Annotated in this window: 18 protein-coding genes; 9 read left to right on the top strand and 9 right to left on the bottom strand. The window is 59.1% G+C overall.

The window, feature by feature from the left end:
* Window positions 1–134: 134 nt before the first annotated feature.
* The 3 genes from ahpF to PMI21_RS21205 form a co-directional block, all read right to left on the bottom strand.
* Window positions 135–1,697 carry an alkyl hydroperoxide reductase subunit F gene (gene ahpF, locus PMI21_RS21195; RefSeq protein ID WP_007935656.1) on the bottom strand — a complete coding sequence of 521 codons (1,563 nt, stop codon included), beginning with the start codon at window positions 1,695–1,697 and terminating at the stop codon, window positions 135–137.
* A gap of 147 nt (window positions 1,698–1,844) precedes the next feature.
* A complete protein-coding gene (gene ahpC / locus PMI21_RS21200; protein WP_007935654.1) occupies window positions 1,845–2,408 on the bottom strand; it encodes an alkyl hydroperoxide reductase subunit C in 564 nt (187 codons plus the stop codon).
* Window positions 2,409–2,546: 138 nt separating this feature from the next.
* Complete coding sequence (locus PMI21_RS21205; RefSeq protein ID WP_007935653.1) at window positions 2,547–3,485, bottom strand: site-specific integrase; 939 nt, start codon at window positions 3,483–3,485, stop codon at window positions 2,547–2,549.
* Between the two features lie 178 nt (window positions 3,486–3,663).
* Here PMI21_RS21205 and PMI21_RS21210 point away from each other — a divergent pair, with 178 nt between their 5' ends.
* On the top strand, window positions 3,664–4,683 hold the full coding sequence (locus PMI21_RS21210; RefSeq protein WP_007935651.1) for a DNA-binding protein: 1,020 nt from the start codon (window positions 3,664–3,666) through the stop codon (window positions 4,681–4,683).
* Here the strand turns inward: PMI21_RS21210 and gorA are convergent.
* Window positions 4,680–6,038, bottom strand: a complete 1,359-nt coding sequence (gorA, locus tag PMI21_RS21215; RefSeq protein WP_007935649.1) for a glutathione-disulfide reductase — start codon at window positions 6,036–6,038, stop codon at window positions 4,680–4,682. The two genes, PMI21_RS21210 and gorA, sit on opposite strands and share 4 nt — an antisense overlap.
* A 129-nt stretch (window positions 6,039–6,167) precedes the next feature.
* Window positions 6,168–7,007, bottom strand: a complete 840-nt coding sequence (gene galU, locus PMI21_RS21220; RefSeq protein WP_007935647.1) for a UTP--glucose-1-phosphate uridylyltransferase GalU — start codon at window positions 7,005–7,007, stop codon at window positions 6,168–6,170.
* Window positions 7,008–7,287: 280 nt separating this feature from the next.
* Here galU and PMI21_RS21225 point away from each other — a divergent pair, with 280 nt between their 5' ends.
* Complete coding sequence (locus PMI21_RS21225; protein WP_007935646.1) at window positions 7,288–7,476, top strand: hypothetical protein; 189 nt, start codon at window positions 7,288–7,290, stop codon at window positions 7,474–7,476.
* 140 nt (window positions 7,477–7,616) lie between these two features.
* Window positions 7,617–7,898: a hypothetical protein gene (locus PMI21_RS21230; RefSeq protein ID WP_007935644.1), complete on the top strand. Its 282-nt coding sequence runs from the start codon at window positions 7,617–7,619 to the stop codon at window positions 7,896–7,898.
* A 13-nt stretch (window positions 7,899–7,911) separates the two neighbouring features.
* Here the strand turns inward: PMI21_RS21230 and PMI21_RS21235 are convergent, their stop codons facing one another.
* Window positions 7,912–8,142 carry a hypothetical protein gene (locus tag PMI21_RS21235; protein WP_007935641.1) on the bottom strand — a complete coding sequence of 77 codons (231 nt, stop codon included), beginning with the start codon at window positions 8,140–8,142 and terminating at the stop codon, window positions 7,912–7,914.
* Window positions 8,143–8,214: 72 nt separating this feature from the next.
* Window positions 8,215–8,571, bottom strand: a complete 357-nt coding sequence (locus tag PMI21_RS21240) for a hypothetical protein (RefSeq protein WP_007935639.1) — start codon at window positions 8,569–8,571, stop codon at window positions 8,215–8,217.
* A gap of 212 nt (window positions 8,572–8,783) precedes the next feature.
* On the opposite strand from PMI21_RS21240, the gene PMI21_RS21245 reads away from it, so the two are divergent.
* From PMI21_RS21245 to ada, 5 genes are all read left to right on the top strand, one after another.
* Window positions 8,784–9,086 (top strand): DUF1883 domain-containing protein, encoded by a 303-nt coding sequence (locus tag PMI21_RS21245; RefSeq protein ID WP_007900033.1) that lies wholly within the window; start codon window positions 8,784–8,786, stop codon window positions 9,084–9,086.
* 28 nt (window positions 9,087–9,114) lie between these two features.
* Window positions 9,115–9,285 carry a hypothetical protein gene (locus PMI21_RS29680; RefSeq protein ID WP_086776256.1) on the top strand — a complete coding sequence of 57 codons (171 nt, stop codon included), beginning with the start codon at window positions 9,115–9,117 and terminating at the stop codon, window positions 9,283–9,285.
* Between the two features lie 127 nt (window positions 9,286–9,412).
* Window positions 9,413–10,123, top strand: a complete 711-nt coding sequence (locus PMI21_RS21250) for a 2OG-Fe(II) oxygenase (protein ID WP_007935635.1) — start codon at window positions 9,413–9,415, stop codon at window positions 10,121–10,123.
* Window positions 10,113–10,793: a DNA oxidative demethylase AlkB gene (alkB, locus tag PMI21_RS21255; protein ID WP_007935633.1), complete on the top strand. Its 681-nt coding sequence runs from the start codon at window positions 10,113–10,115 to the stop codon at window positions 10,791–10,793. Before PMI21_RS21250 ends, alkB begins: the two co-directional genes overlap by 11 nt.
* A gap of 87 nt (window positions 10,794–10,880) precedes the next feature.
* Window positions 10,881–11,954 carry a bifunctional DNA-binding transcriptional regulator/O6-methylguanine-DNA methyltransferase Ada gene (gene ada / locus PMI21_RS21260; RefSeq protein ID WP_007935630.1) on the top strand — a complete coding sequence of 358 codons (1,074 nt, stop codon included), beginning with the start codon at window positions 10,881–10,883 and terminating at the stop codon, window positions 11,952–11,954.
* Here the strand turns inward: ada and PMI21_RS21265 are convergent.
* Window positions 11,918–12,406, bottom strand: a complete 489-nt coding sequence (locus PMI21_RS21265) for a GyrI-like domain-containing protein (protein WP_007935629.1) — start codon at window positions 12,404–12,406, stop codon at window positions 11,918–11,920. The two genes, ada and PMI21_RS21265, sit on opposite strands and share 37 nt — an antisense overlap.
* Before the next feature lie 54 nt (window positions 12,407–12,460).
* Window positions 12,461–13,444, bottom strand: coding sequence for an acrylyl-CoA reductase (NADPH) (gene acuI / locus PMI21_RS21270; protein ID WP_007935628.1), 984 nt, complete (start codon window positions 13,442–13,444; stop codon window positions 12,461–12,463).
* A 177-nt stretch (window positions 13,445–13,621) separates the two neighbouring features.
* On the opposite strand from acuI, the gene PMI21_RS21275 reads away from it, so the two are divergent.
* Window positions 13,622–14,686 (top strand): NAD(P)H-dependent flavin oxidoreductase, encoded by a 1,065-nt coding sequence (locus tag PMI21_RS21275; RefSeq protein WP_007935627.1) that lies wholly within the window; start codon window positions 13,622–13,624, stop codon window positions 14,684–14,686.
* Window positions 14,687–14,832: the final 146 nt, after the last annotated feature.

The following is a 14,832-nucleotide window of genomic DNA, read 5'->3' as shown; positions in this document are numbered from 1 at the left end:
GCCTCCTGTGACGCTCTGCGTCACGCTTTTGGAACGCGGAGCGTCCCGGGCTGCATTCCCACGCAGAGCGTGGGAACGATCAACAAAAAAACCCCATGATCGTTCATGGGGTTTTGTGTTTTCAGGGTCGGCGTTTATGCCGGCGCCGAGGTACGGATCAAGTGATCGAATGCGCTCAGGGAAGCCTTGGCGCCCTCGCCCACCGCAATCACGATCTGCTTGTACGGCACGGTGGTCACGTCGCCTGCCGCGAACACGCCGGGGATCGACGTCTCACCACGGGCATCGACAATGATCTCGCCGCGCGGCGACAGCTCGATAGTGCCTTTAAGCCAATCGGTATTAGGCAACAGACCGATCTGCACGAAGATCCCTTCCAGCTCGACAGCGCGCAACTCGTCCGACTGACGATCCTTGTAGCGCAGGCCGTTGACCTTCTGGCCGTCGCCGGTCACTTCAGTGGTTTGCGCACTGGTGATCACGGTGACGTTCGACAGGCTGTGCAACTTGCGCTGCAACACCGCATCGGCGCGCAGTTGTACGTCGAACTCCAGCAGCGTTACGTGGGACACGATCCCGGCCAGGTCGATGGCCGCTTCGACGCCGGAGTTGCCACCACCGATCACCGCCACACGCTTGCCCTTGAACAGCGGACCGTCACAGTGCGGGCAGTACGCCACGCCCTTGTTGCGGTATTGCTGCTCACCCGGAACGTTCATTTCACGCCAGCGCGCGCCGGTGGCGAGGATCACGGTCCTGGCTTTCAAGGACGCGCCGCTGGCGAAATGGATTTCGTGCAGCTCGCCGTTTTTACCCGGCACCAGTTTGTCGGCGCGTTGCAGGTTCATGATGTCCACGTCGTACTGTTTGACGTGTTCTTCCAGCGCCACGGCCAGTTTCGGCCCTTCGGTTTCCTGTACGGAGATGAAGTTCTCGATGGCCATGGTGTCGAGCACCTGGCCACCAAAACGTTCAGCTGCCACGCCGGTGCGAATGCCTTTACGAGCGGCGTAAATTGCCGCTGAGGCACCGGCCGGGCCACCGCCGACAACCAGTACGTCAAAGGCTTGCTTGGCGCTGATCTTCTCGGCCTGACGCTCAATGCCGCTGGTGTCGATCTTGGCGAGGATTTCTTCCAGGCCCATGCGGCCCTGGCCGAAGTTCACGCCGTTCAGGTAAACGCTTGGCACGGCCATGATCTGGCGTTCGTCAACTTCGGCCTGAAACAGCGCGCCGTCGATGGCGACATGGCGGATGTTCGGGTTAAGCACGGCCATCAGGTTCAGCGCCTGAACCACATCCGGGCAGTTCTGACAGGACAGCGAGAAGTAAGTCTCGAAGTTGAACTCGCCTTTTAGCGAGCGGATCTGTTCGATGACTTCGGCACTGGCTTTCGATGGGTGGCCGCCGACTTGCAGCAAGGCCAGCACCAGCGAGGTGAATTCGTGGCCCATCGGGATGCCGGCGAAACGCAGGCTGATATCGGCTCCCGGGCGGTTGATCGAGAACGATGGTTTACGCGCATCGTTACCGTTGTCGAGCAAAGTAATCTGGGTGGAAAGACTGGCAACGTCTTTGAGTAATGCGAGCATTTCCTGGGATTTCGCACCGTCGTCGAGGGAGGCGACGATCTCGATCGGCTGGGTGACCCGTTCCAGGTACGATTTCAACTGGGCTTTAAGATTGGCGTCCAACATACGGGCGATTTCCTTTCATGCTTTTTGATTTAGAGAGCTATCAGACATAAAAAAACGCCCGAGCGAATCTCGCCCGGGCGTTTTTATTGGGCGGTGCAGCTTACTTAGGAGGTGCGGAGTTCCGCCCTGATGAAGCGCGTCACAGACTTAGATCTTGCCGACCAGGTCCAGGGACGGAGCCAGAGTGGCCTCGCCTTCTTTCCACTTGGCTGGGCACACTTCGCCCGGGTGAGCAGCGACGTATTGAGCGGCCTTGATTTTGCGCAGCAGCTCGGAAGCGTCACGGCCTACACCGCCATCGTTGAGTTCAACGATTTTGATCTGGCCTTCAGGGTTGATCACGAAAGTGCCACGGTCTGCCAGGCCAGCTTCTTCGATCAGCACGTCGAAGTTGCGGGAGATGACATGAGTCGGGTCGCCGATCATGGTGTACTGGATTTTGCCGATGGCTGGCGAAGTGTTGTGCCAGGCAGCGTGGGCAAAGTGGGTATCAGTGGAAACGCTGTAGATCTCGACGCCCAGTTTTTGGAACTCGGCGTAGTTGTCAGCCAGGTCTTCCAGTTCGGTCGGGCAAACAAAGGTGAAGTCAGCTGGGTAGAAGAAAACGACAGACCACTTGCCTTTCAGGTCAGCGTCCGACACGTGTACGAAGTCGCCATTTTTGAAGGCGTTAGCTTTGAACGGTTTAACTTGGCTGTTGATGATAGGCATCGGTGACTCTCCGTCAGGGGTTATGAAGTTGATGTGGTGAATCCTACCCACCCGATCGCCGGTTGGCTCATTGGCAAACCTGATGCTGCTGATTTGTTTTCGCTATTAGCCGAGCGTATTAATAGAAGAAAACGTGATCTACAGCGCCAACGGCTTTTCAGCGATTCGGGTCATCCCGAGAAACGGGCTGGCTTCAACATAGCGCATGGCTGACTTCACATCCTTCCAGCCCACGTAATTCATCAACGACTTCAAATCCCAACCGCTCTGATGGGCCCAGGTGGCGAAGCCACGACGCAGGGAGTGACTGGTGTAGTGCTCGGCCGCAATGCCGGCGCGCTCCAGTGCCTGGCGCAGCAACGGGATCACGCTATTGGCGTGCAAGCCCTCCTCGCTCAAATGGCCCCAGCGATCGATGCCACGAAACACGGGGCCACGGACCAACGCGGCTTCGGTCATCCATTCGATGTAGGCCTGCACCGGACACAGGCGCTGCAAGGCCGGCGTCTGGTAGGTCTGGCCTAGGTTCTCTCGATCGCTCTTGCTGCGTGGCAAGTAGAGGGTGATGCCTGAGCCGGCGCTGGCTTGTACATGCTCAATCTGCAGGCGGCACAGCTCATCGCTACGAAAACCACGCCAGAAGCCCAGCAGGATCAACGCGGTGTCGCGCCTGGCTCTCAGCAATCCAGCTCGATCGCCCTGCGCCCTGGCGGTTTGCGCTTCCTGCTCCAGCCAGGCAACCACTTGCTCCAGATGTTGCAACTGCAACGGCTCGGCCTGTTTTTCCTGGGCCGGGTGCAACGCGCGAATGCCCTTGAACACTTTGCGTACCACGGGTGCCTTGGTGGGATCGGCGAAACCCTGGCTGTTGTGCCACTGCGCCAACGCGGACAGGCGCAACTTCAAGGTATTGATCGACAGCACTCCCGCATATGCAACCAAGTATCGCGCCACGCTATCGCCGGTCGCCGGCAAGAACCCGCCCCAGCTGACTTCGAAGTGCTCGATGGCCGCACGATAGCTGCGACGGGTGTTGTCGCGGGTCGCGGCTTGCAGATAGCGATCCAGATCGGTCATGGGCTCAGTGCTCGAAAACGTACCGCGTTGGCGATTGAAAACCCGGTCTACAGCTCATCACACGGGGTAATACCAGTATATCCCGCATGATACATCAGAGGATTTTAACTTTATTGGCGCCGTGGTACATTGCGCATATCAATAGTACGTACCACAGTATCAAATCGTAGGAGAACACATGGCACGTGGCGGCGTAAACAAGGCACTGGTGCAAGCGGCACGCTCGGCGATCCTCGCCCGGGGCGAACACCCGAGCATCGACGCAGTGCGGATCGAAATGGGCAATACCGGCTCGAAAACCACGATCCATCGCTATCTGAAAGAGCTCGACGACGGCGCCGAACCCGCGCCAGCACCTTCCGAACCGATCGATGATGAGCTGGCAGCGTTGGTGGCGCGGCTCGCGCAACGCCTGAAAGAACAGGCGCAAGAACCCATCGACCAGGCACGCGCGCAGTTCGAGCAACAACGAAAAGAGCTGGAAACCCAGCTGCACGAGGCCCGCGAGGCCAATACCGAATTGCAGCAGCAATACGAAATTCAAAGCCTGGCGCTGACCCAGGAATCGGCGGAACTGCACGACACCCGCTCGATGCTGCAAACCGAGCAAACCCGCAACGCCGGGCTGAATCAGGCACTGGCCGATTTCGAATTGCGCTTGCAGGACAAGGACGAGCAGATCCGCTCACTGGAAGAAAAACACCTGCACGCCCGCGAAGCACTGGAGCACTACCGCAACGCCGTCAAAGACCAGCGCGAGCAGGAACAGCGACGCCACGAAGGTCAGGTGCAGCAGATTCAGATGGAATTGCGCCAGGCCCAGCAAAGCGCACTGGTACGCCAGGATGAAATCACCCAGCTGCATCGCGACAACGAGCGCCTGCTGACCGAAAACCGCGGCACGCTGCGGGAACTGAGCCTGTTGCAGGAGCAACTCAAGCACACCAACAGCCGACAGGATCAGCTGCTGGAACAGGTCAACCGCATCGACAGCGAACGCACCCTCCTCCAGGAACGCTTGCGCATTGCCTTGCTGGAAAGCCAGTCGCTCAAGCAGAACATCGACGAGCAGTCGCACATCAACAAAGCGCTGGAAGTTGAACTGATCAAGTTGCAGGCAAGCCTGGATGAAAGCGTGCGCCTGGCCGCTGTCGTTGCAACAGGGCCAGACACATCAGCACCACAGAAGATCGATTAACCCGCGACCGGCGTGCGCATGGTGACAAACTCTTCGGCGGCTGTCGGATGCACGCCGATGGTTTCGTCGAAGTCGCGCTTGGTCGCGCCCGCTTTCAGGGCAATCGCCAACCCTTGCACGATCTCGCCGGCGTCCGGGCCGACCATGTGGCAGCCCAGAACCTTGTCGGTCTTGGCGTCTACCACCAGTTTCATCAAGGTGCGCTCCTGGCATTCGGTCAGGGTCAGCTTCATCGGCCGGAAACGGCTTTCGAAGATCACCACATCGTGCCCGGCTTCTCGCGCCTCCTCTTCAGTCAGGCCGACAGTGCCGATGTTCGGCAAGCTGAACACGGCGGTCGGGATCATCTTGTAATCCACCGGGCGATACTGCTCAGACTTGAACAAACGCCGCGCCACGGCCATGCCTTCGGCCAGCGCAACCGGCGTGAGTTGTACCCGACCAATCACATCGCCAAGAGCCAGGATCGACGGTTCAGCAGTTTGATACTGCTCATCGACCTCGACAAAACCTTTCTTGTCGAGTTTGACGCCGGTGTTTTCCAGCCCCAGGTTGTCGACCATCGGACGCCGACCGGTGGCGTAGAACACGCAGTCCGCCACCAGCTCGCGACCATCCTTGAGCGTCGCCTTCAGGCTGCCATCGGCCTGTTTGTCGATACGTTCGATGTCGGCATTGAATTGCAGGTTCATGCCGCGCTTGGTCAGCTCTTCCTGCAAATGTTTGCGCACCGCACCGTCGAAGCCGCGCAGGAACAGATCACCGCGATACAGCAGCGTGGTCTCAGCACCCAGCCCGTGGAAAATCCCGGCGAACTCCACCGCAATGTAACCACCACCAACCACCAGAACGCGCTTGGGCAGCTCTTTAAGGAAGAATGCCTGGTTGGAACTGATCGCATGCTCGTGCCCCGGGATCTCCGGAATCTGCGGCCAGCCACCGGTCGCAATCAGGATGTTTTTGGCGGTGTAACGCTCGCCATTGATCTCGACCTGATGCGGGTCGACGATCTTCGCGTGGCCTTCATGCAAGGTCACGCCACTGTTGACCAGCAAATTGCGATAAATGCCGTTCAGTCGATTGATCTCGCGATCCTTGTTGGCGATCAGCGCCGCCCAGTCGAACGTCGCTTCGCCCGGGGTCCAGCCGAAACCTTGCGACTGCTCGAAGTCTTCGGCGAAGTGCGCGCCGTAGACCAGCAGTTTTTTCGGCACACAGCCGACGTTCACGCACGTACCGCCCAGGTAGCGGCTTTCGGCCACGGCGACTTTCGCACCAAAACCGGCCGCGAACCGCGCAGCCCGCACACCGCCGGAACCGGCACCAATTACATAGAGGTCAAAATCGTAGGCCATTACTATCTCCTCGGCAGGTCACCAGCATACCTGCGGGCGCCCTTTGGGCAAGCGTTGCAAACTATTTGGGGCCGAAAAATGAAAAAGCCACCCGAAGGTGGCTTTTCAATACAAGCAGGTCAGGCGCTATCAGTAAGCCTTGCCAGTCTTGTAGAAGTTTTCGAAGCAGAAGTTGGTCGCGTCGATGTAGCCTTCGGCGCCACCGCAGTCGAAACGCGTGCCTTTGAACTTGTAGGCCATGACGCAGCCGTTTTGCGCTTGCTTCATCAGGGCGTCGGTGATCTGGATTTCGCCGCCCTTGCCTGGCTCGGTCTGTTCGATCAGGTCGAAGATGTCCGGGGTCAGGATATAACGGCCGATGATCGCCAGGTTCGACGGTGCATCTTCAGGTTTTGGCTTCTCGACCATGCTGTGAACGCGATAGATATCGTCGCGAATCATCTCGCCGGCAATCACGCCGTACTTGTTGGTTTCTTGAGGATCGACTTCCTGGATGGCCACGATCGAGCAGCGGAACTGCTTGTACAGCTTGACCATCTGGGTCAGTACGCCGTCGCCTTCGAGGTTGACGCACAAGTCGTCCGCCAGCACCACGGCGAAAGGTTCGTCGCCGATCAGCGGACGACCAGTCAGGATCGCGTGGCCCAGGCCTTTCATTTCGGTCTGGCGAGTGTAGGAGAACGAGCACTCGTCGAGCAGCTTACGGATGCCGACCAGGTATTTCTCCTTGTCAGTGCCCTTGATCTGGTTTTCCAGCTCGTAGCTGATGTCGAAGTGGTCTTCCAGCGCGCGCTTGCCGCGACCGGTGACGATGGAGATTTCGGTCAACCCGGCATCCAGTGCTTCTTCGACGCCGTACTGGATCAGTGGCTTGTTTACCACCGGCAGCATTTCTTTGGGCATGGCTTTAGTCGCTGGCAGGAAGCGAGTACCGTAACCGGCTGCTGGGAACAAGCATTTCTTGATCATATAAGTCCTTGAAAGGGCTGTGTGTACGAGTTTCGGCGCAGTCTAATCAGGCGGCGTGCACCTTACAATGCCCCGCACTGGCTAACCGACGCCATCATAGAGAAATATTCTGATGGATAGTTCCGCAGATAAGCTGCACAACCTCTTATAGATAGCAGAGATCGACGATCTGCGTGACCATCAGCCGAGCAATAATCTGCCCCACCCTACACCCATCGGCACCCGTTGAGGGCATTTGGCGCTATTATTGCGCACCTGAACCAGCCAACGAGGCAGATAGATGTCGGCAGCAAAAAGCGTCAACGGGTACCTGATCAATCAGGCGAAAGACGGCCAGTGGTGGATAGACAGCGTCGGCGGCGAGAATATTGCCGGACCGTTCCCTACAGAAGCGTTGGCGATTGAAGTGGCATCGGTGTTGCAAGATCAACCCGCAGCCCCCAAGCGGCGCGGCAAGGACAAGCCTTGAGCTGAACCTGGCGTAACCGCAGCCCTGTCTTTGCACAGGGCTTTTTTGTGAATGCCTGCAACGAAGTGGCCAATCGCTATAACCTTTTGTTGCAGCCGCTGTCATAGCGTTTAGCCCCCATCATTGACGATGACCACGACATGAAAAAATTTTTGCCACTGATTGCGGTACTGGCCCTGAGCGGCTGCGCCACGTCCGAAACGACTTACCTGAAAAATGGCGAGCAAGGCCTGACCATCGACTGCTCAGGAGAGGCCAACGCCTGGGCCAGTTGCTACGAAAAAGCCGATGCCTCTTGCGCCGGCACCGGCTATCGGATTGTCGGTACCGACGGCACACCTTCGACCAAGGAAAGCGACAAAACCCTGGGTGTCGACGTCGGCAACTACAAAAGCCGTAGCGTGGTGGTGGTCTGCAAGTAGGGTGTCCAATGCCCTACATATGGATTTCGGCGAACTTGATTCCGAGCCCGCGTACGGTCTCGATCAAATCGTCGAGGCGGCTGAAGGACTCGACTTCATCGTTGTCATCCACCAGGAAAAAACTGCGCCCGGCGCTTTTCTTGAAAAATACGATCCACTCCCCCGGATTCGCCGGGTTCTGAATCACATGGGTGGCAGAGATATGACCCTCTGCATGGCGCTCCCGCACCTGCTCTCGTTTCATGCTCGACTCCAGAAATGACAATGCCGTCAAAGTGCGACTTTGACGGCATCGATGCTGACCGGGGGTAGTTTATCAGCCGGAAATGCACGCGGTCGCTGCATTGCGCACATCCCATGGGCGCAACGGCACATTGGAGATGCGCTCATGCAGTTTGATGCTGCTGCCACCGGAGCGCTCTTCAATGTCAAACACCGCTGCCGGCCCCGAGGAGAACTTCTGCGGCACAATAACCCGCATGCCATCCTTTTGCGGCTCGACTTGCAGGGCCCCACGGCTATTGGCCAACTTCTCGACCAGGCACTGGGCGTACTCATGGGGCTTCTTGCCTGAAATCACGTTCATGGTAGGCAGCGACGCAGTGATGTCCGAGACCGTCGCACATCCACCCACTGCCAATGCAAACGGCACGACCAGAACACCCCATTTCATAGGAAACCTCCGATAAAGACCCTCCGACAGCCCAAATGCTGTTTTTCTCCTAGGCTCCCTGCTTTTATCGCTCATAGATTTCCAAATAACTGTTTTTAATTGTCAAAGCGGACCCCGACAGCCAGATAATAACCTGTTCGGGCTGATAAACTGCGCCAATCGCCCATGCTATCGTTTTGATTTTGTAGAAAAAGCCCTTCTGGAGGCGCCTCATGAAATTTATCCACCAGCGCGAGCACCTCAACGAAGACGACATCGTCGTCATTCAGTGCTCCCAAATGTGCAACATCCGTTTGATGAACGACGCCAACTTCCGCAGCTTCAAGAACGGCGGCCGTCACACTTATCACGGCGGCGCATTCGACACCTTCCCGGCCCGAATCACCGCGCCGAGCACCGGTTTCTGGAACATCACCATCGACACGGTCAACCGCCGGCCGATCAGCGTGACCCGCAAGCCGACCCTGACGCACTCGATCAAGATCATCCGCCGCTCCAGCTCGAAGCTGAGCTGAACCCACACCAGAACAGGCAGGTATGACCGTGGCCCAGACGACCAAATACGTCATCAAATACAAACTCAACGGCGAGCGTCGGTTCGAATTCGCCCAGCTTGAAAATGGCACCGCAGAAGAAGCCAAGGCCGCGCTGGAAGCCATTCATGGCCAGACTGATGACGTCATCAGCGAGATCAGCGTCAGCAAAGCGCTGTAACGCGATCTGGAGCGACAACATGGACGTCTGCTCCCCTCGTGAATTCGACCGCAAGCGCCGGAGTGCCCGCTCTCGCAACGCTCACTAAACTGGCCGCCTCGACCTTTTGGTCAAGGAGTCAGAACCCTTGTTTACCGATCCGATTCACCACGATGCCCTCGACTGGGGCAGGCTTACGCAGCAACTCGACCAGGATGGCTGCGCGATCATCACATCGCTTTTAAGCCATAAGACCTGCGATGAAATAAGCGCCCTGTACGACCGCCCCGAGCCCTTTCGCTCGAAAGTGGTGATGGCGCGCCAGGGTTTTGGCCGTGGCGAGTACAAATACTTCAGATACCCGCTGCCGGATCCGGTGACCCGGTTGCGCAGCGCGCTCTACCCTCGGCTGGTTCCCATCGCCAATCGCTGGTACGAATGCATGGACCTGCCGACCCGCTTCCCCGAATCCCATAAAGCGTTTCTGCAACGCTGCCATGCCGCCGGTCAGGAACGCCCGACACCTTTATTGCTGCAATACGGCCCGCAGGACTACAACTGCTTGCATCAGGATCTGTACGGCGAACACGTGTTCCCGCTGCAAGTGGCGATTCTGCTGTCAGAACCGGGAGAGGACTTCACCGGTGGCGAGTTTGTGCTGACCGAACAACGTCCACGGATGCAGTCGCGCCCGCAGGTCATCGACCTGAAGAAAGGCGACGCGTTGATTTTTGCCGTGAATCAGCGCCCGGTAAAAGGTGTTCGCGGCTATTACCGAGTGACCCTGCGTCATGGGGTGAGTCGCCTGCACAGTGGAAAACGGCATACCCTTGGAATCATCTTTCACGATGCGTTATGAGCCCATGAGCCCGATCACCTTCGATCTGTTTGCCGACGCCGAACCCGAGCAGCAACCCAGGCGCGAGCAGATCGGCGAACAATCCTGCGTTCTCAGAGGCTTCGCCCTGCCCTGGCTCGACCGGCTGCTGCCAGCGCTGGAGGCGATTCTGACAGCGGCGCCGTTTCGGCAGATGGTCACGCCCGGCGGCTTTACCATGTCGGTGGCCCTGAGCAGTTGCGGCATCTGGGGCTGGACCACCGACCGCAGCGGCTACCAATACACCCGCAACGATCCGCAGACCGGTGCACCCTGGCCTGAAATGCCCGAGGTGTTTTTCGAACTGGCCCAGGCGGCCGCGCGCGAAGCAGGGTTTATGGCGTTCGTACCGGATTCCTGTCTGATCAACCGCTATGTTCCCGGGGCCAGGATGTCGTTGCATCAGGACAAAAACGAAAACGCCTACACAGCCCCCATCGTGTCGGTGTCTTTGGGATTGCCGGCGACGTTCCTGTTCGGCGGTTTCGAACGCAGCGCGAAAACCCGGCGGGTGCCGCTGTTTCACGGTGATATCGTGGTTTGGGGCGGCGTGGACCGTTTGCGTTACCACGGCGTCTTGCCGATCAAGGACGGCCAGCATCCGCGGCTGGGCGAACAGCGAATCAACTTCACCTTTCGTACCGCGGGATGAAACGGTCGAATTCGACCGCAAGACCCGGAGTGTGGCGTCGGTGCCGGCTGGTTAATCTGCATGAAACGGGTCAACGGACATGAAGCCATGACAACTCAATCGCCAACAATCGCCACCGAAAACGATCCTCGCTGGGCCGCCGTGGTCGCGCGCGATCCCCGTGCCGACGGGCAGTTTGTGTATGCCGTGAAAACCACCGGTATCTACTGCCGCCCCAGCAGCCTGGCACGCCTGCCAAAACCGCAGAACGTCGAATTCTTCGACACGGCCGAGCAAGCTCAGGCAGCGGGTTATCGCCCCAGCAAACGGGCCGCGAAAGATCACAGCGACGTCGCCGCCCAACATGCCGCGACCGTGGCCGCCGCGTGCCGTCAAATCGAATCCGCCGAAACGTTGCCGGCGTTGAATGAACTGGCAGACGCAGCCGGTTTGAGCAGTTTCCACTTCCATCGCGTGTTCAAGGCCATCACCGGCCTGACGCCCAAGGGCTACGCCACCGCCCATCGCTCACGCAAGGTTCGCGAGCGCCTGACCGACGGCGGCACGGTTACCGACGCGCTGTATGACGCCGGATTCAATTCCAATAGTCGTTTCTATGAGGCGGCGGATCAATTGCTTGGCATGACACCCGGCGACTACCGCGCGGCCGGGCAGAACAACGACATTCGTTTTGCTGTCGGCCAGTGCTCTCTGGGAGCGATTCTGGTGGCACAAAGTGAACGCGGTGTCTGCGCGATTCTACTGGGGGACGATCCGCATCAACTGGTCTGCGACCTGCAGGACAAATTTCGCCGCGCCAATCTGATTGGCGCCGATCATGAGTTCGAGCAGTTGATCGCCAAGGTCGTCGGCTTTATCGAAGCCCCGGCCCTCGGCCTGGACTTGCCGCTGGATGTACGCGGCACGGCGTTTCAAGAGCGGGTGTGGCAAGCCCTGCGGGAGATTCCCGCCGGCAGCACCGCTAGTTATGCCGATATCGCTCAGCGCATCGGTGCACCGAAGGCCATGCGCGCCGTGGCCCAGGCCTGTGGCGCGAACAACCTGGCGGTGGCAATCCCTTGCCATCGCGTGGTGCGCAGCGACGGCAACCTGTCGGGTTATCGCTGGGGCGTGGAACGCAAGCGTCAGTTGCTGGAGCGTGAAAACGCGTCCGGGTTCTGAATGCCGATATAGACCGCCACGGACTCCGGCCCGGTGTAGACCTCGAAGTCCGTGGCGAACTTGCGGCGAACCTGCGGGTTGTCCTCGAAATAGGCCCAGATAAAGCCCCAGGCCTGAATAACGCTATCGGGCATCGCCCCTTTGGCGCTGAACACCAGGTAATCGCCGCCCTCAACCTGAATCTGCGCAAAACCCTCGGAGGTTGCGGTGACCGCCACTCCCGCGGTCACATCGAAGTGGCCCGAAGCGTCGGACTCGTAGTTGGAGTAGACGCCGTACATAAAGGAATCCGGTTGTTTGTGGGCGATTTTGTCGAAAATATCCTCGACGAAAAACCGTTCCCACATAGGGCCGATACGCGCGGTATCCGGCTGCTGCTCTGCGGCATTGAGGGTTCGCACCTGCAAACCCGAGACGCTGAAGGGCTGCACTTCACGCAGTTTTACATCCATTGCTCGATATTTCCTTGTCGCTTCAGTTTGTCTGTTTGATGGGCGCCGAGACGCTCAACGATTGACGTCGACCACCACCCGACCACGCAACTGCCCGGCAAGCAAGCGCGGCGCGGCGTCGATGGCTTCGCTCAAGCCGATTTCGTGGCTGATCAGCGGCAGCAAAGCGAAATCCAGGTCCTTGGCCAGGCGATTCCAGGCCAGTATCCGCCTGGCTTTGGGTTGGGTCACGCTGTTGATGCCGGCCAGGGTCACACCGCGCAATATGAACGGTGCGACGGACGCCGGGAAGTCCATGCCCTGGGCCAGGCCGCAGGCGGCGACGGTGCCGTTGGCCTTGGTGCTCGCGCAAGCGTTGGCCAGTGTGTGACTGCCGACCGAGTCGATCACCGCCGCCCAACGCTCCTTGGCCAACGGTTTGCCCGGCTCCGACAACGTGGCGCGATCAATGATTTCACTGGCGCCCAAGTGCTTGAGGTAGTCGTGTTCGGAGGTGCGGCCAGTGGATGCCACCACGCGGTAGCCGAGCTTGCTCAGCAGCGCGATGGCGAAACTGCCTACGCCGCCGTTGGCGCCCGTCACCAGCACCTCGCCCTGCTCGGGACTCACGCCGCTGTGCTCCAGCGCCAGGATGCTCAGCATCGCCGTGTAGCCGGCCGTGCCAATGGCCATCGCTTGCGCGGCGGTGAATGCCTTGGGCAGCGGGATCAGCCAGTCGCCATTCAGGCGAGCTTTCTGCGCCAGACCGCCCCAGTGTCCTTCGCCGACGCCCCAGCCATTGAGCAGGACTTGATCACCGACCTTGTAGTCCGGATGACTGCTGACTTCGACAGTGCCCGCCAGATCGATCCCTGGCACCATCGGGAATTTGCGCACCACCGGGCTGCTGCCGGTGATCGCCAGGCCATCCTTGAAATTCAATGTGCTGTACGCCACACGCACCGTCACATCGCCCTCGGGCAATTGATCGTCAGCGATCTCTTGCAGTGTGGCCCGGTAACCGCTGTCGTCTTTGTCGATCAAAATGCCTTTGAACATCACTGCCTCCTGGTGGAATCGCTCAGTTGTCGTGCTGTTGAAATAGCACAGGGAATCCCATCACCGTACCCGACTTTAAGCCAATCCCCGAATCTCGACTGGCCTTGCGCCAACCATTGCTGATACAAACTCGCTTCTACCGTCCCTGCCCTGTTTCGACGTCGGAGAACACTGCACATGAGCCAATGGCCAGACACCCGCATCCTTGACCTGCTCGGGATCGAACTGCCGATCATCCAGGGCCCTTTGGCCGGCGCGACGACTTCGGCCATGGTGATTGCGACGAGTAACGCTGGCGGCCTGGGTTCGATGCCTGCCGCGATGCTGAGCATCGAGCAGTTGCGCGAAGAACTGAAGACGATTCGCCAACACACCCAGCGCCCGTTCAACGTCAACTTCTTCTGCCATCAACCTCCGCCGCCCGATGAGCAACGCGCCCTGGACTGGAAGAATCTGCTGGAACCGTACTACCGGGAATTGGGCGTCGATTTCGACGCACCGACGCCGGTGTCCAATCGCGCGCCGTTCGATAACGCAGCCTGCGAAGTGATCGAAGAGTTTCGTCCCGCAGTGGTGAGTTTTCACTTCGGCCTGCCGGAAAAGTCGCTGCTGGATCGGGTAAAAGCCACCGGAGCGAAAATTCTCTCCTCGGCGACTACGGTCGAAGAAGCTATCTGGCTGGAGCAGCATGGCTGCGATGCGATCATTGCGATGGGTTACGAGGCTGGCGGCCACCGGGGCATGTTCCTCAGCGATGACTTGAGCAGCCAGGTGGGTACTTTCGCGCTGGTGCCACAGGTCGTTGATGCGGTGAAAGTGCCGGTCATTGCGGCGGGCGGGATTGGCGATGCGCGTGGCGTCGCGGCGGCTTTCATGCTCGGCGCATCAGCGGTTCAGGTGGGTACGGCTTATTTGTTCACGCCGGAGGCCAAGGTCAGCGCGTCTCACCACAAGGCGTTGCGCACGGCCAAGGAAAGCGAGACAGCGGTCACCAACATTTTCACCGGACGCCCGGCGCGCGGGATTCTCAATCGGGTGATGCGTGAGCTGGGGCCGATGAGCGCCAAAGCACCGGCCTTCCCCTTGGCGGGCGGTGCGCTGATGCCATTGCGGGCTAAAGGGGAAGCGGATTTCAGCAGCCTTTGGGCCGGGCAGGCGTTCACATTGGGCGTTGAACTGAGCACGGCAGAACTGACCCGGCGTTTGGCTGAGGATGGATTGGCCAAATTGATCCGCCGGTAGGACGGGGGCCCGTAGCAGCTGGCGCAGCCTGCGTTCGGCTGCGAAGCAGTCGTGAAACCAGACACCTTGGTCTTCCAGATCAATCGTGGAAGCTGAATTTACGACTGCTTCGCAGCCGAACGCAGGCTGCGCCAGCTGCTACGGGG

The sequence above is a fragment of the Pseudomonas sp. GM18 genome (genome assembly GCF_000282195.1).
GTDB lineage: Bacteria > Pseudomonadota > Gammaproteobacteria > Pseudomonadales > Pseudomonadaceae > Aquipseudomonas.
Note: the sequence above shows the minus strand (reverse complement) of the source record. Positions and strands in the feature narration are given on the sequence as shown.

What these genes read in the sequence shown, in the direction of transcription:
- galU (WP_007935647.1), bottom strand. Translation starts at nt 7,007, where the DNA reads ATGATCAAGAAATGCTTGTTCCCAGCAGCCGGTTACGGTACTCGCTTC.
- PMI21_RS21230 (WP_007935644.1), top strand. Translation starts at nt 7,617, where the DNA reads ATGAAAAAATTTTTGCCACTGATTGCGGTACTGGCCCTGAGCGGCTGC.
- gorA (WP_007935649.1), bottom strand. Translation starts at nt 6,038, where the DNA reads ATGGCCTACGATTTTGACCTCTATGTAATTGGTGCCGGTTCCGGCGGT.
- PMI21_RS21240 (WP_007935639.1), bottom strand. Translation starts at nt 8,571, where the DNA reads ATGAAATGGGGTGTTCTGGTCGTGCCGTTTGCATTGGCAGTGGGTGGA.
- PMI21_RS21275 (WP_007935627.1), top strand. Translation starts at nt 13,622, where the DNA reads ATGAGCCAATGGCCAGACACCCGCATCCTTGACCTGCTCGGGATCGAA.
- PMI21_RS21205 (WP_007935653.1), bottom strand. Translation starts at nt 3,485, where the DNA reads ATGACCGATCTGGATCGCTATCTGCAAGCCGCGACCCGCGACAACACC.
- PMI21_RS21245 (WP_007900033.1), top strand. Translation starts at nt 8,784, where the DNA reads ATGAAATTTATCCACCAGCGCGAGCACCTCAACGAAGACGACATCGTC.
- alkB (WP_007935633.1), top strand. Translation starts at nt 10,113, where the DNA reads ATGCGTTATGAGCCCATGAGCCCGATCACCTTCGATCTGTTTGCCGAC.
- ahpC (WP_007935654.1), bottom strand. Translation starts at nt 2,408, where the DNA reads ATGCCTATCATCAACAGCCAAGTTAAACCGTTCAAAGCTAACGCCTTC.
- PMI21_RS21210 (WP_007935651.1), top strand. Translation starts at nt 3,664, where the DNA reads ATGGCACGTGGCGGCGTAAACAAGGCACTGGTGCAAGCGGCACGCTCG.
- ahpF (WP_007935656.1), bottom strand. Translation starts at nt 1,697, where the DNA reads ATGTTGGACGCCAATCTTAAAGCCCAGTTGAAATCGTACCTGGAACGG.
- PMI21_RS21225 (WP_007935646.1), top strand. Translation starts at nt 7,288, where the DNA reads ATGTCGGCAGCAAAAAGCGTCAACGGGTACCTGATCAATCAGGCGAAA.
- PMI21_RS21265 (WP_007935629.1), bottom strand. Translation starts at nt 12,406, where the DNA reads ATGGATGTAAAACTGCGTGAAGTGCAGCCCTTCAGCGTCTCGGGTTTG.
- acuI (WP_007935628.1), bottom strand. Translation starts at nt 13,444, where the DNA reads ATGTTCAAAGGCATTTTGATCGACAAAGACGACAGCGGTTACCGGGCC.
- PMI21_RS21235 (WP_007935641.1), bottom strand. Translation starts at nt 8,142, where the DNA reads ATGAAACGAGAGCAGGTGCGGGAGCGCCATGCAGAGGGTCATATCTCT.
- ada (WP_007935630.1), top strand. Translation starts at nt 10,881, where the DNA reads ATGACAACTCAATCGCCAACAATCGCCACCGAAAACGATCCTCGCTGG.